The organism is Helcococcus sp. KG196 (genome assembly GCF_046035495.1).
GTDB lineage: Bacteria > Bacillota > Clostridia > Tissierellales > Peptoniphilaceae > Helcococcus > Helcococcus ovis.
In genome coordinates this window covers 1-20,900 of the sequence record NZ_JBFNFI010000014.1, presented here as the reverse complement: position 1 = coordinate 20,900, position 20,900 = coordinate 1, and the positions used below count along the sequence as shown (strand labels likewise).

The 20,900-nt window shown below is 25.9% G+C and carries 20 protein-coding genes; 7 read left to right on the top strand and 13 right to left on the bottom strand.

Features of this window, described 5'->3' with window-relative positions; translation table 11 throughout:
- Positions 1–67: 67 nt before the first annotated feature.
- The 4 genes from ABGF45_RS06400 to rlmD all read right to left on the bottom strand — a co-directional run bounded on the left by ABGF45_RS06400 (position 68) and on the right by rlmD (position 5,289).
- A complete protein-coding gene (locus tag ABGF45_RS06400; RefSeq protein ID WP_134744204.1) occupies positions 68–1,051 on the bottom strand; it encodes an alpha/beta hydrolase in 984 nt (327 codons plus the stop codon).
- Positions 1,052–1,150: 99 nt separating this feature from the next.
- Entirely contained in the window at positions 1,151–2,122 is a 972-nt protein-coding gene (locus tag ABGF45_RS06395) for a tagatose 1,6-diphosphate aldolase (protein ID WP_408112762.1), read from the bottom strand.
- A gap of 62 nt (positions 2,123–2,184) precedes the next feature.
- Positions 2,185–3,789, bottom strand: coding sequence for a Na/Pi cotransporter family protein (locus tag ABGF45_RS06390; protein WP_134744205.1), 1,605 nt, complete (start codon positions 3,787–3,789; stop codon positions 2,185–2,187).
- Between the two features lie 186 nt (positions 3,790–3,975).
- Entirely contained in the window at positions 3,976–5,289 is a 1,314-nt protein-coding gene (gene rlmD, locus ABGF45_RS06385; protein ID WP_408112763.1) for a 23S rRNA (uracil(1939)-C(5))-methyltransferase RlmD, read from the bottom strand.
- 158 nt (positions 5,290–5,447) lie between these two features.
- On the opposite strand from rlmD, the gene ABGF45_RS06380 reads away from it, so the two are divergent.
- The 3 genes from ABGF45_RS06380 (at position 5,448) to ABGF45_RS06370 (ending at position 8,317) form a co-directional block, all read left to right on the top strand.
- On the top strand, positions 5,448–5,804 hold the full coding sequence (locus tag ABGF45_RS06380) for a DUF2089 domain-containing protein (RefSeq protein ID WP_134711852.1): 357 nt from the start codon (positions 5,448–5,450) through the stop codon (positions 5,802–5,804).
- A 9-nt stretch (positions 5,805–5,813) separates the two neighbouring features.
- The gene (locus tag ABGF45_RS06375) at positions 5,814–6,986 is read left to right on the top strand and encodes a DUF4097 family beta strand repeat-containing protein (protein WP_134744207.1); all 1,173 of its coding nucleotides are present in this window, start codon (positions 5,814–5,816) and stop codon (positions 6,984–6,986) included.
- A 164-nt stretch (positions 6,987–7,150) separates the two neighbouring features.
- Positions 7,151–8,317: a G5 domain-containing protein gene (locus ABGF45_RS06370; protein ID WP_134744208.1), complete on the top strand. Its 1,167-nt coding sequence runs from the start codon at positions 7,151–7,153 to the stop codon at positions 8,315–8,317.
- 130 nt (positions 8,318–8,447) lie between these two features.
- Here the strand turns inward: ABGF45_RS06370 and ABGF45_RS06365 are convergent, their stop codons facing one another.
- The 7 genes from ABGF45_RS06365 to mvk all read right to left on the bottom strand — a co-directional run bounded on the left by ABGF45_RS06365 (position 8,448) and on the right by mvk (position 16,046).
- On the bottom strand, positions 8,448–9,077 hold the full coding sequence (locus ABGF45_RS06365; RefSeq protein ID WP_134744209.1) for an ATP-binding cassette domain-containing protein: 630 nt from the start codon (positions 9,075–9,077) through the stop codon (positions 8,448–8,450).
- A complete protein-coding gene (locus ABGF45_RS06360) occupies positions 9,074–9,709 on the bottom strand; it encodes a hypothetical protein (RefSeq protein ID WP_134744210.1) in 636 nt (211 codons plus the stop codon). Before ABGF45_RS06360 ends, ABGF45_RS06365 begins: the two co-directional genes overlap by 4 nt.
- Positions 9,709–10,506 (bottom strand): hypothetical protein, encoded by a 798-nt coding sequence (locus ABGF45_RS06355; RefSeq protein WP_134711857.1) that lies wholly within the window; start codon positions 10,504–10,506, stop codon positions 9,709–9,711. The genes ABGF45_RS06360 and ABGF45_RS06355 overlap by 1 nt, the downstream gene beginning before the upstream one ends.
- A gap of 1,530 nt (positions 10,507–12,036) precedes the next feature.
- Positions 12,037–13,086 (bottom strand): type 2 isopentenyl-diphosphate Delta-isomerase, encoded by a 1,050-nt coding sequence (gene fni / locus ABGF45_RS06350; RefSeq protein ID WP_134743874.1) that lies wholly within the window; start codon positions 13,084–13,086, stop codon positions 12,037–12,039.
- Positions 13,079–14,149, bottom strand: coding sequence for a phosphomevalonate kinase (locus ABGF45_RS06345; RefSeq protein ID WP_134712039.1), 1,071 nt, complete (start codon positions 14,147–14,149; stop codon positions 13,079–13,081). The genes fni and ABGF45_RS06345 overlap by 8 nt, the downstream gene beginning before the upstream one ends.
- On the bottom strand, positions 14,149–15,117 hold the full coding sequence (mvaD, locus tag ABGF45_RS06340) for a diphosphomevalonate decarboxylase (protein WP_134712040.1): 969 nt from the start codon (positions 15,115–15,117) through the stop codon (positions 14,149–14,151). The genes ABGF45_RS06345 and mvaD overlap by 1 nt, the downstream gene beginning before the upstream one ends.
- Positions 15,118–15,119: 2 nt before the next feature.
- Positions 15,120–16,046 (bottom strand): mevalonate kinase, encoded by a 927-nt coding sequence (gene mvk / locus ABGF45_RS06335; RefSeq protein ID WP_134712041.1) that lies wholly within the window; start codon positions 16,044–16,046, stop codon positions 15,120–15,122.
- Positions 16,047–16,331: 285 nt separating this feature from the next.
- Here mvk and asnA point away from each other — a divergent pair, with 285 nt between their 5' ends.
- From asnA to ABGF45_RS06315, 4 genes are all read left to right on the top strand, one after another.
- Positions 16,332–17,345 carry an aspartate--ammonia ligase gene (gene asnA, locus ABGF45_RS06330; RefSeq protein WP_134743872.1) on the top strand — a complete coding sequence of 338 codons (1,014 nt, stop codon included), beginning with the start codon at positions 16,332–16,334 and terminating at the stop codon, positions 17,343–17,345.
- A gap of 728 nt (positions 17,346–18,073) precedes the next feature.
- A complete protein-coding gene (locus tag ABGF45_RS06325) occupies positions 18,074–18,250 on the top strand; it encodes a hypothetical protein (protein ID WP_167554065.1) in 177 nt (58 codons plus the stop codon).
- Complete coding sequence (locus ABGF45_RS06320) at positions 18,234–18,707, top strand: IS3 family transposase (protein ID WP_134712043.1); 474 nt, start codon at positions 18,234–18,236, stop codon at positions 18,705–18,707. Before ABGF45_RS06325 ends, ABGF45_RS06320 begins: the two co-directional genes overlap by 17 nt.
- Positions 18,708–18,897: 190 nt before the next feature.
- Positions 18,898–19,791, top strand: a complete 894-nt coding sequence (locus tag ABGF45_RS06315) for a YitT family protein (protein ID WP_134743871.1) — start codon at positions 18,898–18,900, stop codon at positions 19,789–19,791.
- A gap of 59 nt (positions 19,792–19,850) precedes the next feature.
- On the opposite strand, the gene ABGF45_RS06310 is transcribed toward ABGF45_RS06315, so the two are convergent.
- Both ABGF45_RS06310 and ABGF45_RS06305 read right to left on the bottom strand, forming a co-directional pair.
- Positions 19,851–20,531: an ABC transporter ATP-binding protein gene (locus ABGF45_RS06310; protein WP_245151219.1), complete on the bottom strand. Its 681-nt coding sequence runs from the start codon at positions 20,529–20,531 to the stop codon at positions 19,851–19,853.
- A partial coding sequence (locus ABGF45_RS06305) for an FtsX-like permease family protein (RefSeq protein ID WP_408112811.1) occupies positions 20,528–20,900 on the bottom strand: 373 nt, incomplete at its 5' end. The genes ABGF45_RS06310 and ABGF45_RS06305, both read right to left, overlap by 4 nt.

Here is a 20,900-nt window from a genome sequence, read left to right as displayed (position 1 = left end):
AACCCTTTTGAATTGTTTTGCAGCAAGTTTACATTTCTAATATAGAATTTTTAATGAAGCTAAATTTTTAAAACCCCTTAATCCACTTTTCAAATTCATCAACATACAAGTCATCTGAAAACCCATGTTTTTCATTTGGTACAAATATTCTTGTAACACTTGTTTTATTTTCTTTAGCCACTCGAATATAGTCTTCAACACTATCTTGATTAATTATTTCATCTTTATTTGTGTAGGCTAAAAATTGTGGTATATTAGATGATGAAAAATGATTTTTTATATCTAATTCGTTTAATAAATTTTCTCTTTTCGATTCATCCATCAACTCATCGTATTTAACCACAGATGTCAACATAGGCATATTATATTCAAAACTTAATGCCGGATAAATAAATGATGCTGATAAAACTTTATCTGAAATCTCATCTATTTCATCTAAAGCATATTCATCTGAAAAATGGTTTTGCCCCATATATTGATTTATAAAGCTTGAAGCGATATATCCTCCCGATGAAAATCCAATTAAAGATATTTTATCCGGATTAATATTAAATCTTTTCGCATTATATCTAATATATCTAATCGCTCTTTGTAAATCAAGCATAGGTATTGGAAATTTATAGGGATTTGAACGATAGTGTAATACAAAAACATTTATCCCCCTACTGTTTAACCTTTCTGCGATATTTTTACCTCCACTGGGACTTCCATCTATCGTTTTATATGCAAATCCACCACCGCAAATTGAAATCACGGTGTGTTCAGCCTTTTCCACTAAATATGGAATTATATATGGAATATCATTATAGTTTTGCGACTCGTATCCACCCTTAATTTCATGCATATATGTGAATGTATCCGCCAACCTACTTATATCTTCAAATTGTTCATTTACTATTTCCCTTGCATATCCAACAGTTACATCAAATCTGTTTGCATCAAAATCAATATTCATATCATCTAATTTACTTTTTGTTGAATATCCATACGGATTTACCCATATATCAATTTTATTTTCGTAATTGTGTACTTTTACACTATTTAACGCCATCAATACTCCTAGTAATTAAATTATACTTGAAACAGTATAATAAGTTTTATTTTTTATTAAATGTATCTATAAAAAAAGACCAGATTACTGGTCTTTTTTCTATTTTTCTAATCTTTTTGTCCATGGTTTGCATGTCTCTTTAAGAACTTCATTTAATGAAACAATATTTTCTTTACCTTCTGCTCTTAACCATTCTACACATTGTCCTTCGCCTTTTTCTAATTCAGCAACTCCACCTTTCCATGTAGCTCTTCCACATAATACTCCGTGGAATTCTGCTCCAGCATTTTTTGCAAATTTCAATGTTTCTTGGAATAGCTCCGCACTAACTCCTGCACTCAAGAAAATGTATGGTAAATCTGTTGCTTCTGATTGTTCTTTGAAAAATCTTGCTGCTTCTTCTTTTGTGTAAACAGCTTCTTCACCAAAACCTTCAACAAATTTCATATTTACAGGAACTTCCAACTTCAAAACATCTACTCCATATCTTTCGTCAGAAAATATTTTAATCGCTTCATTTACTTTTCTTGGTTTTAATTTTGCAAATTCTTTTGAATTACCATCTTTGTATTCATTATCATATGTGATAATTTCTAAGAAAAATGGCATATCCAAGGCTTTACATTCTGCTCCGATTCTTTCTATTTGTGCTTTTTTAGGATCATTGTTTTCATCTGTATCATCAACATTATAATATAAAAGTATCTTTACAGCGTCTGCTCCTAATTCTGCAATTCTTCTAACAGAAAGATTAGGTGTCAATTCTAATTGTCTATTATCATCTCTATATCCTGTAATTTCATAAGCCATTAAAAGTCCAGCATTTTCATCTATGTCTTTAATAGCTTCCACTCCATAAATAGGATCCAAAAGTATTGATGATGAATATTTTGTCAATTCCTTTGCTACTAAACTTTTATATTTTTTAATAAATGAAGTTCTTTCTTCTACTGATAATGACGGAACCATTTTTTCCATAGCTCCCCTTTGATCTATCGCCAAAGCTGCAATTACCTTATCTTCATTTGATAATTTTAAAAGTCTTTCATATTTTTTTTCTGATATTTTCATATAACCTCCATATATTTATTATATATTTATATTTTATCTCTAAAAATTAATGTTTTCAATTATTATTGATAAATAGTTTCATATTGTCTTGATATGTTTAATAAATGATCTCTTATTCTCATTAAATATGTGTATAATTTATCGTACATTAATCCCGCTTCTGCGTTTGAAATTTCTGATTTTAATCTTTGAATAGAATTTTCTCTATTTCTATCTGCTAATTCTGAAATTTTAAATGAAAATTTAGAAATTTTTTTCATATCAAATTCATTATCTCTTAAACTTTCATAAACTACATCAAACATTTTTTCTAATTCTGATGTAATTTCAATAATTTCCATTTTAGCTTCATTTGAAAATTTAATTTGTTTACTATACATTGCGTTTTCCAAATTGCTGATATTATATGCATAATCTCCTAATCTTTCAATATTAGCACAACTCTTTAAGTAATATGAGAGATGTTTATATTGGTATTTATTCAAATCATTTGTCATAGATTTTACTGTTACTTTTGTAATTTCTCTATTTAAGTAGTCAATAACTTCTTCATTAAATTCTATCGTAGCTGCCTTATCATCATCATGTTTCAATAAATTCTTTACTGAAAGTTGAAGATTGCTTTTTGCATAATCAAGCATTCTTAAAGATTCTTGTTTTATCCCCGCAATAGTAGGAATAGTATCATGATATGCCGCCGGATTTAAATACATAAGACTCAATCCAATATCTCTATGGTCTTTACCTTGAATTATTTTCTTTGATATTTCTACTAATACATTTGATAAAGGTAAAATCAATAAAGTTGTCACAATATTAAATGCAGTATGTAAAAACGCAATTTGCTGTGCTACATTTGTTGTCCAAGACTGTATCCATGGTATTACAGGAAGCACTAATGCAAATATAGTAAAAATAATCGTGCCGAAAACATTAAACAAAACATGAGATACTGCTACTCTCTTAGCATTTTTGCTTGTGCCGAAACTTGATAATATGGATGTAATACATGTCCCGATATTAGTACCTAAAACTAAATAAAATGCTGATGAAAATTCAATAATCCCTGTTGATGCAAATGTTATTAAAATACCTGTTGTAGCTGATGAACTTTGTATAATTGCTGTAAATAATGCACCTTCCAGTATCCCAATCACAGGATTACTGGATCTTGCCAACAGGGATGTAAAAGCCACATTTTTCGCTAAAGGTTTAACTGCTTCCCCCATTATATTCATGCCCATAAATAAAGTACCAAATCCAAACAATATAGTACCTGCGTATTTATATTTCCTCTTCTTTACAAACAACATCATTGCCATACCAACAAAAGTAATAACAGGAGCTACTAATTTAATATCTAAAGTAAGTAAAAGACCAGTTACCGTAGTACCAATATTTGCCCCCATGATAATATGTATCGCCTGTGTTAGTGACAATATTTTCGAATTTACAAATCCTACAGTCATAACTGTTGTAGCAGATGAACTCTGTATAATCGCTGTAACGATAGCCCCTATAAGAACACCAACATATTTATTACTTGTTAGTTTTTCAAGTATATCTTGTAATTTATTGCCGGCAAGAAGCTCCAACCCTTTCCCCATCTCATGCATACCGAATAAGAACAGGGCAAACCCTCCTAAAAGCATAGATATTTGCTGCATATATCCTCCAATTTAATTTATTCAATAAAATTATAACATAATAATTATTATTTGTGAGATTTCTTTTAATATCTTATATTCATACTTATATTGATGTATTCGAAATTTAGTATGCAGTTTTTTTGATGTTTCAAATAAAAAGCTATTTAGAATAAATCTTAATTTCACTTACAATATATTGACAATTTAATCCCTTGTGAGTAAGGTTAGAACTTCACTTTCAATAGTATTTACAAATTGGTCTATACCTGTAACTTCCACTAATCTGAATCCGTATTCCTTAAATAATTTTATATCTCTAGCTAATGTTGAGGGATTACATGATATATAGATTAGATTATTTATTTTGGATTCTCCAATTTTTTGAATTATATTTTGATCTAAGCCTTTTCTTGGCGGGTCAAATAGAGCAACCGTATTTTCTCCATTTAATTCGATATTGTCAATTGCTCTTTCTGCCGAAATATCCATCCATTCAATATTTTCAATATTATTCAGTTTTGCATTTTCTTTTGCATCTTTTACTGCATCTTTGTTAATTTCAACTGAAACGATTTTTTTAGCATATTTAGCAAGTATAATAGATGTTGTTGAAACTCCACTGTATAAGTCAATAATTACTGTAGGATTCAGTGATTTTATATATTCTTGTGATTGTAAATAAATTTTATATGACATATTTTTATTTACTTGAAAGAATGCTTTTGGAGATATATTAAATCTATAATCTCCCAATTGTTCTGTAATCTTCTTTTTACCAAATACATGAACTACATCTTTAATTTTATAATTATTTTTTTGGGAATTCATACTTACATAGAAACTTGTTAAAATATTTGAGGATTCTAATGCAATATAGAATTTTCTCAGATTATATTCTTTATTCAATACGAATATACCCATCGTTTCACCTAAAGATGTTGAACGAATAATTACATTTTTCAATAATCCCTCTCCGGTTAATGAATCATATCCCTTTAAGTTGTGCTTAAATATTAAATCTTGTAATTTTTCTATAACATTACTAATTTCTATTGTAGTCATTACACAATTTTCAATATTAATAAGGTCGTAGCTATTTCTATTAAATGAAGATAATTTCCCATCTAACGAGACTTTTAACTCTATTTTATTTCTATAGCCATATCTTTTATCAGCTTCTATAAATTTAATATCAGTTAATGACTCTCCTGCAATTCTATTTATTGTGTTAATAATATTATTCTTTTTCAATTCTACTTGTTTTGAATATTCAATATCATACAAATCATAAACACCACAAAGTTGATTTTTATTTATTTTTGTATTTTCTATAAATGGTGATTTTTCAAGTGTTTTAATTTTTTCAGCAATAATAAATGACTTTTTTTCTTTTATTATCGAAGCTTCAATGGTTTCACCATATTTAGCATTTTCTACAAAATATATCATTTTGTCTAATTTAGCGACACCTCTGCCACTATCGTCTATATCAATTATCTCTAATACTATATTTTCCATATATTATCCTTTAAATTTTATTCATTAATATAATATCACATTTGATAGATAAATAAAATTTAGATTAAAATTAAAATTTTTAATATTCAAATTAATTTTTTTAAAAAACTTTAAAAATAATATTAAATATGTTAATATAAAAATAAAAAGGATTAATCATGAAAGAAAATTTATCAAAATGTCCGATTTGCGATAATGAATTAATAATCACAAAATACAAATGTAAGCATTGCAATACTGAGATAACGGGAAACTTTACGCAAAACATTTTTTCAAAATTAAGCGACGAACAAAGAAACTTTATAGAAATATTTGTACTTAAACGAGGAAGTATAAAAGAAATAGAAAAAGAACTTGGTATATCTTATCCCACCGTAAGAAATAAATTAGATGATGTAATTTCTGCATTGGGACACAAAGTAGACACAAATACAAGCAAAATTGAAATACTAAATATGCTTGATAATGGAGAAATTACATCTGAAGAGGCAACAAAAATGTTATCAGAACTATAGGAGGAATACATGTCTGAAGAAAAAAAATTAATATTAAAAATGTTAAAAGAAAATAAAATTAGTGAAGATGAGGCATTAAAGCTTTTAGATGCTATAGGAAGTAATAAAAATACCGAAAAAAATAAAAAGGAAGATAACACGGAATTTTCAACAGGTAATTTTGTTTCTAAGATTATAAACGGGGTAGAAAAAGCAATAAATATTGCAAGTAAAAAAATTGAAAATATGGATTTTGAACTTATAAATTTTTCTTCTCAAAATTTTAATGCAAAAACAGTAAAAAACTATTCTTATGATATAAAAAATGATATAAATCTATTTATTAAAAATAAAAATGGTACAGTAGAAATTATCAATTCATATTCTGATAATTTAGAAATAAAAGCTAATATTTCTTACGATTCAAACATTTTAGATGAAAAATATGAATTTATTGAATCCAAAATAGAAAACAATGATTACTACTTCGGCCTAAGAAATGAATCATCTCAATCAAATTATTCAGTAAATTTTCAAGTTTATATCCCTGAAGATTACACAAATAGTATTAATGTAATCAATTCAAATGCAGGAATTAAAATAAATGAAATAAATACTAAAAATATTAACTTAAAAACAAGTAATGCCAAAATATATTTACAGGAAATAAATGCTGATGAAATAATTGCAACGACTTCAAACGCAACAATATCATTGGAAGAAATTGAGTCAGACACAATTGATGTAACTACTTCTAATGCAAGAATAAATATTTGTGAGTGTAGTGCAGATAAATTAGTCGCTACTACTTCTAATGCTAGAATTACTTTAGACGATATAAGTATAGCTGATCTAATCACAAAAACATCAAATGGTTCAATACAAATAAATGATTTAGATTGTGCTACAATTGATGCTAAATCATCAAATGGCTCAATTTCCATTTCAGATTTTTCGGATAATATAATAAAAATAAAGGCAAAAACCAGCAATGGCTCAATCAGAATTGAAGATATAAATTTAGAAAGATCAGTAAAAGCCATTATGAGCGGAAAGGATTCAAGTGGGCTATCATCCTTATTTACAAATATAAACAAAAATAACAATGAAATAGTTGCAACTACTGAATTATACAATAGTTCGGATAATAATACATTAGATATTGAGGCATTTACATCAAATTCTAAAGTTATAATCCAGTAATTTCAATAAGTAGAGCTGATAAATCAGCTCTATTTTTATTTTAAAATAAATATAAACCTATTACTTTTTTGTAATATTTAACAATAAATTACAAATTTATTACAAAAAACTTGACAAATTATTACGATAAATATATCATATTAAAAGGTTCCAACGGAGGTATTATGAACTTTTTTAAAAAGAATAAAAAAGCTATACTCAGTGCATTAACATTAGTAACTGTTATAGGATTAGGAGAAATATCTATTGCTTCCAAACCAAAAAACATAGAGTTAAACATTGATGGTAACAGAAAAACTATTACCACTTCTGCAAAGACTGTAGAAGCTGTTCTAAAGGAACAAAATATAGCTACAAAAAACACAGAAATTTTAAATGATTTAAAGTCAGTTATTAATCAAAAAACTGTTATAACTATAAATAATAAAAAATCTATTTCTTTCAAAAATAAAGGTAAAGATTTGATAGTTTCAACATTTAAAAATAATGTGTCAGATTTCTTAGATGAATATGGTATTAAACCTGATAATGATGATAATGTAATTCCAAAAGTTACTTCGTCAATTAAAAATGGGGATACCGTAACATTTGATGAAGTAGAAGTATTAAATTACAATAAAAAAGAAAGCATTAAGCACAAAACGGAAACTACATATGATTTCAATAAAAAATATGGCGAAAAAACAATAAGCATCAAAGGAAATGATGGTATAAAGCAAAACGAATATACAAAAATTACAATAAATGGTAAAGTAGTTTCAAATAATAAAAAATCTGAATCTATAATACTTTCACCTATTACAGAAAAGATTATATTAGGTTCAAAAGAAGTATTAAAAGAAAAAGTAAAATTTAAGACAGAAAAAAAAGCAAATAGTGATATGTATGAAGGTGATACAAGAGTAGTTCAAAAAGGTAAAAATGGACTATCCGAAAACACATACAAACATGAAAATAAAAATAAAACGTTAGTTAGTTCAAAACAGTTAGAAAAACCAACTAATGAAATTGTTGAATATGGAACCAAAGAAAGACCTTCAGTATCAAACTCATCCTATCAATACTCATTAGGTCAATTCCAATTTAACGGAGTTATATATTGGGGCGGATACAAATTCACATATTACTCACAAAGCGTATTGCCTGGAGGCGGATTATACATACCTGGTAGACATATAAATGAAGATGGTTATGTGGCAGATGAAGATGGATATATCGTATTAGCAAATGATGCCCCAAGAGGCACTATAATAGATACACCTTTCGGATATAAAGGAAAAGTATATGACCGTGGCACATACGGAAATCATATTGATGTTTATATTAGATAATTTTAAAAAATAATAAAGTTATTACAGATCATTAAGGTGCCCCCAAAAAGTTGTACTTAAAAACCAACTTTTTGGGGGCGGTTAATTTTGTAATAACTTTTTTAATTAAACAATATGAGATAAAATTTTGCTAAATTTTTTTCATAACTCCATCTTCAAACAAATATTCTTCATCTGAAATATAATTAACATTATCATTTATATGTGTGCTTAGAATAATTATAGAATCTTTTTTTATATCAGATAAATATTCAAATGTTTTATTTACACTTTCAATATCTAAAGAGTTAAAGGGTTCATCTAAAATCAATAGCTCAGGTTCATGAATAAACGCTTGTATCAATAGTAATTTTTGCTTAGTTCCCAAAGAACAATTTTTATATTTTGTATTTTTAAATTTTTCTATTTTATAAAATCTAATCCATAAATCTATTTTTTCATCTGTGATTTTTTTTGACATTTTTTTCAGTAAATTTAGATTTTCTAGAACTGTTAAATGCTCTAAAAAACTTGGAGTTTCAATTATTATCCCTGCGTTTTGAATAAAATTATTTTTATCTCTTATTTTTATATTATCCTGTAATATATCTCCTGAATCCAAAACAAAATATCCACATAAGCATTTTAAAAATACGGTTTTCCCCGAACCATTTATCCCTTTAATTAAATAAAAATTGCCGGTACTAAATTCAACGTTTACATTATCAAATACAACATTTTCACCAAAAGATTTTTTTGCTGATTTTACTTCAATTTTCATATACTTTCTCCAATCCTGCCCACAAATAAATAAGCAAAAATTAATAAAACTAATACCAAACCTAAAATTATAATATTCCCAAAAAATATATTAAATATAAATATTTTAGAAACAAAAAGTAGTATAGCAGTCAAACTATTTTTACTATAAATTGTAAAAACGTAACTCAAAAAAACATTAATAAATATAAAAACAATTAAATTAATTACATCATTAAAATTATAAAAAGCAACTTTGTTTATAAGTAATACTGAAAAAGCAAATAATATTATCCAATAAATTAATATATTCAATATATATCTCTTAAATAACAAAAATAATTTCAATATATAGTTAAATTTATTTTTTGAATGATATTTTATTATTTCCTTAAATCCTTGACTACAATCAGAAATAAATACAATTAAATCAAATTCTACTAAAATAAATAATGATAAACTGATTAAAAATTTTATAAAATCTAATCTATGATTTCCAAACATATCAAAAGCATATATTGAATTAAATCCATAATTTATAAACTCCGACATATTCATTTTCATATTTTCCTGATGAATCAAAATATTAAATAACATATTTAGTAATAAATAAATTAAAATAATTCTAAAAATACTATAAAAAATCTTTTTCACTATTTTACCTCATATTTCTTAAACAAAACAAAATACATTAAGATTAAAATAATTGAAGAATAAGGTAAAATAACTTTTAAGAATGTAAGTTTTCCATAAGCTGATATCATTATTGTAGACATAGGTACAATGTACTTAGGAAGTATTGGATAAATAATAAGAGATCCAATCCACATAACGCCTAAATACAATAAGACTCCATAGATATAATTTGTATAGTCTAATAATGTAAATAAAAACATACTGTTAATAAATACAGCTATCATAATAGTAAATGCAACAAAAAACAAATATTTATATCCGTCATTAAAAATATTTAATAATATGCTACCTTTATCAAAAACAAATTCATCTAATACCGGAACAGCTCCTCCTAAAATCTTCCCTATTAAAATTACAAAAAAGAAAACTGAAAAAATTACAATGGTATTAAATCCCGCTAATTTTAATTTCAAATTTAAAAGTAAATCATTATATTTATTATTTTTTCCTATATTAAATCTAAGGTTATTGGATCTTATCTTACTGTAATCATAACTTACTATAACTAAAAAAATTGGTATAATAAACGAGGCATAAAACATAAAATTAAATTTTAAAACAGTTAAATTAATGTTAGATAACATAATCTCTTTTTTCATTTTAAAAAGTGTACTATGAGCAAATTTAGATAAATCCGGTGAATTCATATCAAAAAATACTAATGTATTAAGAAAATCCTTAAATATTAAAAAAATAAACGCTATCATTAATATAAAAATATATTTCTTTTTTGTTAATAAATGTAAAAATTTCATAATTTATAAACTCTCCTTTGTAAATTTAAATAGGCTGTAAAATTTATATTATAATCTTAATTATCTCTTCCAGCTATATGCTACTCTAAAATTTCAAAATTCTACGATATTTCTTACAAAAACATAAGAATTTAATTAAAAATTATAAATATTTTTATCTCAACTTCTCCTCATTTTTTACAGCCTAATTAAATTTCTAAAATATTTATTGTTATTTAAATATTTTATTAAAATTATTTTATCATTTAATTTATTTTTTGCAAACTTTTTCTTTTATAAAAAATAGAATGGTTTTATAAAAAACAAAATGGTTTTATAAATTTTCCGACAACAAATCATACTTTCACTTTAGAATAGTATTAATTACTAAAAAAAAGATTTAAAAAATTAACAAAATTAAATATCTTCCTCTAATTTGTTTAAAATATTTTTATTCTTTAATATCTCATTAACAACTTTACTATTATCATGTTAAAAAATATAAATATGAGTTTTAATAAATTTTATTTTAATAATTTTTAATGATAAATTTATAATTTTTTCCCAAAAAAATAGAAACAAATTCCCTACAAAAATTAAATTATTAATAATAAAAAATTACTAGTAAATATTTTATGAAAAATCAAGTATATTGTATTTTTTAAATTTTACAGGTGAATTTTTAATTATTTTTTAAATTTTACCTGTAAATAATCAATACTTTTAATTTACATGTAATATACATGACTCCCAAAAAGTTTTTACCTGTAAATAGCAAATATTATTAATTTACATAACTTTTCAAAAACTTTTTTACCTGTAAAAGCCAGCATAATAGATACACCTTTCTAATATAAAGGAAAGGTATATGACCGTGGCACATACGGAAATCATATCGATGTTTATATTAGATAATTTTAAAAAGAATATTAAAAAACTCAGATTTTAAAATCTGAGTTTTTTAACTTCTATATTTATTTGATATTTAGATATTTATAGTTTTTCTGTATAGTTATTTTATGTTTTTTTATTATAACTAACTCCTGATAAAATTAAATTTACATTTTCATCTAAATTATAAACACTAACTATTCTTCCAAAACCTACATCTTTATGTTGAATATGTTCAAAATCTTTCCAATCTATATTATAAACACCTTTTTCGTCAATAATATTTAATACATATTTTTTGTATATTTTTTTATTGCAACCTACAAAAAATATTAATAAGGAAAAATTAATATAATTATTGATTTTTTCATATTGTGTACCCTATTTCTTCAATACTTTACAAAATAATAACCTGCAAAATCATAATAGTTAGAATGAATAATTCCTATTTGTAGTTCTAGAATTAATAATAAGCTTACCTAAAGCGGCTAATTTTGTAACATTTGATGAACCGGGTTTATGTTACTAATAGAGCAGAATCTTGTCTGTACCCATGGTAATCATTATTAGGTAAAACTAATGCTACTTTATATTCTACGCAAGTGTGTTATCAAATTAATATAAATATTTTTATTACACTATAAATAAAATTTCTTATTATCACTTTTTTCTATTAGCTAACTTTTTCACATCAATATTTCTAAGTTCTGCCCATTCTCTAACGTTATTTATAAGTATAATATCAGTATTTTGAAGTTCTGATATGTTTTTAGCTCCTAAAAGGGTCATAATTGATTTAATTTGATACTTCCAGTTATTAACTTCTTCTATAGCTGCTTCCATTTCTAATTCGTTTACAAGCCTTAAAAATCTACCTGCCATAGCTACAGATTTAGCGCCCAAAGAAAGCGATTTTACAATATCCATGCTATTTCTAATTCCTCCAGATGCTATGATATCTGTGTTTTTAACATATTCTTGAGCTTCTAAAAGTGAGACAACTGTTGAATTTCCATAATTTTCTAAGAAGTTATATTTATAATTTGTTCGTCTTGAATTTTCTATCTTAGCGAAATTTGTTCCGCCTTTTCCGGACACGTCAATTGTCGTTACTCCTATTTCTTTAAGACTTTTGATTGCAGATTTTGACATACCGAATCCCACTTCTTTAATTAAAACCGGCAATCCTAATCCATCTACGATTTTAGAAATATTATCCAGCCATCCTGAAAATTGTCTTTCTCCCTCAGGCATAACTATTTCTTGACATACATTTACATGAATCTGTATGCCATCAGCATCTATAATTTCACAGGCTTTTTTTGCATCTTCTAAAGTTTTATCCGCACCCAGATTAGCAAAAATTATACCATTAGGATTTTCTTTTCTTGCGATTTTAAATGAGTCTTGTGTGGATTCATCCCTTAAAGCAATTGACAACGAACCCAGTCCCATAAGAGTGTTTGTTTCTCTAGCTAATATAGCCAACTTTTGATTAAACTTTTTAGTTAATTCAGAGCCACCGGTCATACCATTAATATGAAATGGATGACTTAAATCATATCCTGCAATATTTGTTTTTAAATCAACACTATCCATATTTATTTCTGAAAAAACATTATGAATAAAATCAATATTATCAAAATCTGATTGTTTCTCTTCTTTATGAAAATCTAATGCTAGATTTAAGTGTTCGTCTTTTCTATTCATCTAACCCCTCATAAACATTTAAATCTAGCAAATCTATATCTTTCATTTGCCATTCAAACTTTAATTTATTAATATCAAAATTATATTCACAAATTGCCAGTCCACAGTCTCCTCCTCCTGCTCCTGATGATTTTGAAGCAAGTCCTAAACTCTTTGATATTTCTATTAAACTTGATAGATTGTTTTTTTCAATTTCTATATTAAAATTTTCAGCATATAAATTTAATAATTTTCTGTTTTTTTCAATACTTTCCCTAATTTTATTAAAATCGGAATCAATATATGCTTTTTCAAATAATTCTACACATTCTTCACTTTCAAGTAAGAATGAATTATAAAAATCCATGTGTTTTTTTAAGTTTTTTCTTGAATGTTTGACTAAATTATAACTTGATGCAGGAGACTTAGTCCAACCAATAATAAATTTAAATTTGTCATTTAACTTAATTTTTTTTATATCTAAAAGTTCCCATTCTGAATTAACTATATTATTTATTTTTTCATTATTAAGTCTTTCAAAAATAGCTTTTCTATCAAATGATGTATATTTAATTAATCCATTAAATACAACTGCTGCTAAATCTCCACATGATCCACTTATATTTAAACTAAGTGTTGATAAAACAGCTAATTTAAATAATTCTAATTTTGTGTAATTTTCCCCATAAAAATCAAGCAAAGCTTTAATCACAGCTACTACTATCGAAGCACTTGAACCAAGTCCATATTTTAGGCCATCTTTAGATTCTAAATCACTCATTACTTCAATATCATAAAAATCAAGCATATAACCTTTCTCAAGTAAAAATCTTTCAGTTATATTCATTGCTGACAAAATATATTCAAATCTATCATTTTTTTGTTCTACAATAATTTCATCGCCTTCTCTAGACCATATCATTTTTATATTTGAATATGATTTAATAGACCCTGAATTATTTGATTTTTTTAATCTGATAGTAATAAATTTATCTACGGACATTACTATCGCTTTATGACCGGGTGATACAACTGCATATTCTCCTGCAATATACAATTTCCCCGGAACTTTAACTTCTATCATTATATCTCCCTTACATTCGCATCATTTCCAACTTTAGAAATAATAATTTGTTTTGAATCGAAATCTTTTTTCAATTTTTTAACTATATTTTCAATTTGAGAATCTCTACAAAGTATCTTTACATTTGGTCCTGCATCCATTGTATAATAAACCTCAAATCCATCTTTTCTTAGTTGTTTTATTTTTTCAATTGCTCTTATACTATCCGGTTTAAAATACATAATAGGAGGATTAGATGAAAGCATAGTTGCATGCATCTTCATAGCATTGTGTTCTGCTATTTCTCCCATTTTCTTAAAATCTTTGTTTTTTATAGCTTCTTTTATATTTTTAATATCTTCTGCTGAACTTTCTGTAAATCCCCTATATAAAGGTGAAGTTTCAATAGTCTTTTTCATAGCTTCTCGTGATGAAATATCTTTTTTGCTGTCATTTAAAACCAAAATTATCATTGCAATATCCCAATCAGCGTCATCTATTTTTTTCGCATGAGATGTGTAATCATCATAGCCTTTTTCCCATTCAACAAATCCACCAAAAATACTTCTAGAAGCAGAACCTGAACCTTTTCTCGCATATCTTGTTAGCTCTGTTTTATCTAAATTTAATCTAAATAATTTATTCAATGCTACTGCTAACGCTGAAAATCCGGAGGCTGATGATGCCAGTCCGGCTGCAGTAGGCACATGATTATAGCTCTTAACTAAAACTCTATCATGGTTATTTGATTTTTTTCTAAATAAATCAATAAATTTTGAAATCTTTAATGTATGTTTTTCATCTTGTAATTCATCATCAAGATAAAATATATCATCTTTACTATCTATAAACTCTACCTCTGTTTCTGTATACAAAGCATCCAGTGTAAGTGAAAGTGAATTATTTTTAGGAATTATCAATTCTTCATCTTCTTTTCCCCAATACTTTATTAAAGCTATGTTAGCATGTGCTTTTGATTTAAATTTCATTTTTATTCCTCATTTTTCAAACTGGAAATCCAAACATTTTTCTTAATTTTTTCTAAATTATATTTGATTTTATTAGCAATTTCTATATTTTCAGCAAGAGCAATCATACAGCCACCTCTTCCTCCACCTGTAAGTTTAGCTCCCAAAGCACCATTTGCCCTTGAAATATCTATCATTTTATCTAATTCCTCATCAGAAACAGACAACTTTGATAATAATTGATGTGCTTTATTCATTACTTTTCCCAATTCTTTAGGATTATTATTTTCAATTAAACCTTTAGCTTTTTCTGATAAAACTCCCAGTCTTGCAATATATTTTTCATAAACTTTATCAGATTCAACTAATTTTCTAACATCGGATAAAGCTTCTTTAGTTTTTCCCTTTATGCCTGTGTCAGCAATAATTAAATACGCATCTAAATTAATTGGAAATAACCGAATCTCTTGGTCTTTAATATAATAAATACTTTTATCATGTAAAACTACATTTACATCTATTCCGCTTGGATTTCCGTGTATAATTTTTTCTGAAACATTCGCCCAATACATTATATCACTATTGTTGTGATTTATTTCAAAATATTTAAATAAAGCTCTTGCAACACCTACAGAAGATGCCGCACTTGAGCCCATCCCTCTTTCATTTGGAATGTTCGAATCTATTTTAACACATATTTTTTCTTTAATTTTGTAAAAACTTAAAAACTTTTCAATTAATGTTTTAACTCCGAACAAATCTTCTGAGGTTTCATCTAAATTTCCATCAAAAAATTTACAAGTTAAATGATTTTTTTTACATTTTTTAATAGAAACTTCAAGGCTTGTCCCATGAAATGGAATTGCTATGGCAGGTTTGCCATAAATAACTGAATGTTCTCCTATTAAAATAATTTTACTAAAAATTTTTGATAATATTCTATTTTCCATATATTTGTCCTACAATATAAACTATTAGCCGCAGTGCTGCACAAATCTACATAAATCTTAACTCATAGTTATATCTTATACATATTTAATATTGTCTATTTAATATAAATAACGGTTTATTCCTTAAATTTTATATGTATATATTAACATATCCTTTATTGTTTTACAATAAATTTTTATGCTATCATACTAAAAATCTGTGAATTTCCTATATTTTTAAAAATTTGATAGAATTAATTAATTTGATATGTTAAAATAATAAAATCAAGAGAAACGGAGATAATTATGACAAAAATTTATATACCAAAAGATTATAAATCAAGCCTAAACTTGGCTCAAACACAATATTTTATTAAAGAAATTAAGGATTTTTTCCAACAAACCTTAGCAAAAAATCTTGATTTACTTAGAGTATCAGCTCCATTATTTGTCAGATCAGCAACTGGTGTAAATGATAATTTATCCGGACATGAATCACCTGTATCATTTAATATTAAAGAAAATGGTGGTGAAACTAAATTAGAAATAGTACACTCTTTAGCTAAATGGAAAAGGGCTGCTTTAGCAAGATACAAAATTCCTATGCACAAAGGTATCTATGCAGATATGAATGCTATCAGATCATTTGAAGAATTTGATAATACACATTCTATTTATGTTGATCAATGGGATTGGGAAAAAGTAATAGATAGTTCAGATAGAACTTTTGAATATTTACAAGAAACAGTCAATACAATATTCCAAACTATGAAAGATTTAGAAAGTTATCTTCAATTAAAAATTGACGGATATAAAAAGCTATTACCCGAAAAAATTACATTCATCAAATCTCAAGATTTAGAAGACCTATATCCATCACTAACTCCGGAAGATAGAGAAAAAGAATTTGCTAAAAAACATGGAGCAATCTTTGTTATGCAAATTGGAGGATTATTAAAATCCGGTGTAAAACATGGAGATAGATCTCCTGATTATGATGACTGGGAATTAAATGGCGATCTAATTGTCTGGAATCCAATTTTAGAAAACGCCTTAGAACTAAGCAGCATGGGAATTAGAGTAACACCAAAATCCCTAAAATCCCAATTAGAAAAAACTAATACATTAGATAGATTAAATAAGGAATACCACAAAAATCTTATAGAAGGAAAACTACCTCTTACAATTGGTGGTGGTATCGGCCAATCAAGAATCTGTATGTTTTTCTTACAAAAAGCACATATCGGAGAAGTACAAGTTTCCATATGGCCGGAAGAAGTTATAAAAGAATGTGAAGAAAATGATGTAATATTACTTTAAAAAATAAATCCACCATTAACGCCACTAATCCAGACTTCTAAAGAAATTCACAAAAAATATAAATCCTTGCAACCCGATTGCTCTACAACTTTTACGAACTTTATGTAGATAGCTTGCAAGGATTTTTTATTTTATTTAATGTAATTAATACCACACAGGTTAATCTTTTTTAATAATCATGTATTATGGAATTTTTTTTATATTTCAGGTAAATTCTTTTGAAAATCATGTATTACAATGATTTTTTTATATTACAGGTAAAAAAGATTAAAAATTATCATGTATTACAAATATTTTAATAATTTACATGAAAAATTTTACAAATCACTGTTTTGAATACATGTAATTCTTACATTATTAAAATTTACAGGTAGTTGTCCTAAAAAATTTACATGTAAATAGCGAATATTATTAATTTACATGTAATATACTTGACTCCCAAAAAGTTTTTACCTGTAAATAGCAAATATTATTAATTTACATGACCTTTCAAAAACTTTTTTACCTGTAAATAATCAATACTCTTAATTTACATGTAATACACATGTTAAACTACTACCTATAAGCTGGTCACATAAAATTACATTTTGACAATATATATTAAATGGCCATACCAAAAATTATACAGTCATATGTAATAAATTTTATAAGAAATTATTGGTAATACCTTTTTATAGACTAATTAATTCTCTAGTGATATATTAAATTTATAGGAAAGGAAAATTATCATGTCAAAGAGAAGATATTATACCGATGAAGAGAAAGCTGAATTACTGAGTAATCCATATACTTTTAGAGTTACAAATATAACTGTAAAGTTCACTTTGGATTTCAAGAAATTTTTTATTAAAGAATTAGAGTCAGCAAAATTAAGTTATCCCAAAATATTTGCTAAGGCTGGATAATGTATTAAGTGAAAACCAAGAAGTTGACTTTGTTCTTGAAACAGTAGAAAACTTAATCAAAAATCATGAGATTGAGATAAATTCAAAAGCAATGATACACAGTAATCAAGGAAGTCACTACACTAGCACATCTTTTAGAGAATTATTAAACAGTTATGAACTTAGACAATCAATGTCTAGAAGAGGAAATTGTTGGGATAATGCTCCTCAAGAAAGCTTTTTTGGACATTTGAAACAAGAATTGGCTCCTTATGCACAACAGTGGACATGTTTTGAAGAAATTAAATCAAGAATTGATGATTGGATAGATTATTACAACAACGATAGATTTCAAATGGGGCTAGAAAAGCTACCCCCAAAAAGAATTCTATACTTATTCAAAAACCGGAATAAATCCTGGAGAATTAAATTAACTGTCAAAAATGACATAATGTCCTTGACATGGGTAGTAGTTTAAAAAGACTCAAAACATCGTCCAAAAACCGAAACTTTCTTTTTCATTATCTTACTAAACTTTTACATAAACTTACAAAAATAAAGTGCAAACTTGAACAATCCGCAGAACTTAGTCCGAGGACGTGAAAGTTTGCACTTTATTTTTGTTTAGTGGTATAATCAATATTATTAATTTATTAGGAGCAATTATAATGAAAAAAATATCTCTTCGACCAAAATTAGGTCAAGAACATAAACCAATGTCTAAGACAAAAGAGTTTATATTATTGAACATTGGTATTTTACTTACAGCAATTGGTGTATACTATTTTAAGTTTCCAAACCATTTTGCAATTGGTGGAGTTTCCGGAATATCTGTTATTTTACACGCAGTATTTCCTAGTATGAATGCGGCTACATTTAACTTGATATTTAATATGATTTTATTATTAATAGGTATATTTTTCTTCGGTAAAAATTTCGGTATTAAAACAGCATACGCAACAATAGTAATTTCATTGTTAGTTCAGTTTTTCTCAATTTGTTACCCTATAACTAAACCATTTACAAATCAACCTCTTTTAGAGCTAATTTATGCAGTTCTATTGCCGGGAGTTGGTGGTGGTTTATTGTTTAATTGCAAAGCTTCATCAGGTGGTACTGATATAGTTGCAATGATATTAAAAAAGTATACATCATTGGATATTGGTAGAGCCTTACTTGTAAGTGATATTTTGATTACCGCTTTATCATTTAAGATATTTGGGGCATTAACAGGATTGCTTGCAATGTTAGGTTTGATTGCAAAAGCATTTTTAATTGACATTACTATAGAAAACATAAATAGAGTAAAATTATTTTCAATAGTTACAGAATATCCTGATGAAATCATAGAATTTATAAAAAATGATTTACATAGAGGCGGTACTCGTTTTAATGGTGTTGGAATTTACATGAATAAGGAAAAAACAATGATAAATGTTGCAGTAAGTAATTATGAAGGAGTTTTATTAAGAGACTTTGCAAGAAAACATGACCCTAATTGCTTTATTACAATATTAAATACTAGTCAAATAGTTGGTAAAGGATTCCATTTTGTAAGTTAAAAAAATTTGCTTAGATTTTCAAATTTTACTTTGATTATCTAAGCAAGTTTTTTATTATATTATTCTTTCAAAAATATCTTTCCATCTATAATTTCATATATCTTATCAGTTTTTTTAGCTACATTAATATCATGTGTTACCACAATTATTGAAATATTTTCAGAAATTAAACTCCTAAACAATTTCATAATTTCTTCTGATGTTGCTTCATCCAAAGCTCCCGTAGGCTCATCTGCTAAAATTAATTTTGGAGAACTCACTAAAGCCCTGGCAATACTTACTCTTTGTTTTTGTCCACCACTTAATTTCGATACTTTTTTATTATAATAATCTTTACCAAATCCAACTTTTTTTAATGCTGAATGAGCCATTTTATTAATTTCTTTTAATGAAATTTTGTTATTAAAATATAATGGAGTTTTTACATTTTCAATAACCGTATCTTCTTCAATTAACATATAATCTTGAAAAACATAACTTATCTTTTTTCCTCTAATATCTTCAATTTCTTTTAATTTTAATTTAGATACATCCCTTCCATTAAATAGATAACTCCCACTTTGAAAAGTTTCTAAACAGCCGATTATGTTTAATAATGTAGATTTTCCTACTCCACTAGTTCCCATTATAGATACATATTCATTTAATCCAAGTTCAAAATCTAAATCTTTTAAAACATGTAATTCGTTTTCCTTACCTTTGTTATAATACTTATTTATTTTTTTTATCTCAATCATCATACATTCTCCTTATAAATTTCTATAACTGATTTATTAAAGTATTTTCTAATTGCAAAATATGTAAATATAACTAAAAGAATTAAAAACAACACAAATATAAATATTATAAATTCTATCTTTAATGAATATCTATATAAATTAAAAATGTTTTTTAATATTATACTATCAATACATACAAATATTAAGCATGCTGCAATAAATGATAAAATATAAATTATAACAACTTCTGATAAAAGCATTTTATAAAACTGTCTCTTTTTAATACCTAAAAAATTATATATAAAATATCTTCTCTTTCTATTGTTTAAAATATTCCAATAAACAAATAATATATTAAATATTGATAAAAATAACAATATAGTGATTATA

Excerpts from the sequence above, each read along its gene's own strand:
- ABGF45_RS06400 (WP_134744204.1), bottom strand. The coding sequence starts at position 1,051 with ATGGCGTTAAATAGTGTAAAAGTACACAATTACGAAAATAAAATTGAT.
- ABGF45_RS06395 (WP_408112762.1), bottom strand. The coding sequence starts at position 2,122 with ATGAAAATATCAGAAAAAAAATATGAAAGACTTTTAAAATTATCAAAT.
- ABGF45_RS06390 (WP_134744205.1), bottom strand. The coding sequence starts at position 3,789 with ATGCAGCAAATATCTATGCTTTTAGGAGGGTTTGCCCTGTTCTTATTC.
- rlmD (WP_408112763.1), bottom strand. The coding sequence starts at position 5,289 with ATGGAAAATATAGTATTAGAGATAATTGATATAGACGATAGTGGCAGA.
- ABGF45_RS06380 (WP_134711852.1), top strand. The coding sequence starts at position 5,448 with ATGAAAGAAAATTTATCAAAATGTCCGATTTGCGATAATGAATTAATA.
- ABGF45_RS06375 (WP_134744207.1), top strand. The coding sequence starts at position 5,814 with ATGTCTGAAGAAAAAAAATTAATATTAAAAATGTTAAAAGAAAATAAA.
- ABGF45_RS06370 (WP_134744208.1), top strand. The coding sequence starts at position 7,151 with ATGAACTTTTTTAAAAAGAATAAAAAAGCTATACTCAGTGCATTAACA.
- ABGF45_RS06365 (WP_134744209.1), bottom strand. The coding sequence starts at position 9,077 with ATGAAAATTGAAGTAAAATCAGCAAAAAAATCTTTTGGTGAAAATGTT.
- ABGF45_RS06355 (WP_134711857.1), bottom strand. The coding sequence starts at position 10,506 with ATGAAATTTTTACATTTATTAACAAAAAAGAAATATATTTTTATATTA.
- fni (WP_134743874.1), bottom strand. The coding sequence starts at position 13,086 with ATGAATAGAAAAGACGAACACTTAAATCTAGCATTAGATTTTCATAAA.
- ABGF45_RS06345 (WP_134712039.1), bottom strand. The coding sequence starts at position 14,149 with ATGATAGAAGTTAAAGTTCCGGGGAAATTGTATATTGCAGGAGAATAT.
- mvaD (WP_134712040.1), bottom strand. The coding sequence starts at position 15,117 with ATGAAATTTAAATCAAAAGCACATGCTAACATAGCTTTAATAAAGTAT.
- mvk (WP_134712041.1), bottom strand. The coding sequence starts at position 16,046 with ATGGAAAATAGAATATTATCAAAAATTTTTAGTAAAATTATTTTAATA.
- asnA (WP_134743872.1), top strand. The coding sequence starts at position 16,332 with ATGACAAAAATTTATATACCAAAAGATTATAAATCAAGCCTAAACTTG.
- ABGF45_RS06325 (WP_167554065.1), top strand. The coding sequence starts at position 18,074 with ATGTCAAAGAGAAGATATTATACCGATGAAGAGAAAGCTGAATTACTG.
- ABGF45_RS06315 (WP_134743871.1), top strand. The coding sequence starts at position 18,898 with ATGAAAAAAATATCTCTTCGACCAAAATTAGGTCAAGAACATAAACCA.
- ABGF45_RS06310 (WP_245151219.1), bottom strand. The coding sequence starts at position 20,531 with ATGATGATTGAGATAAAAAAAATAAATAAGTATTATAACAAAGGTAAG.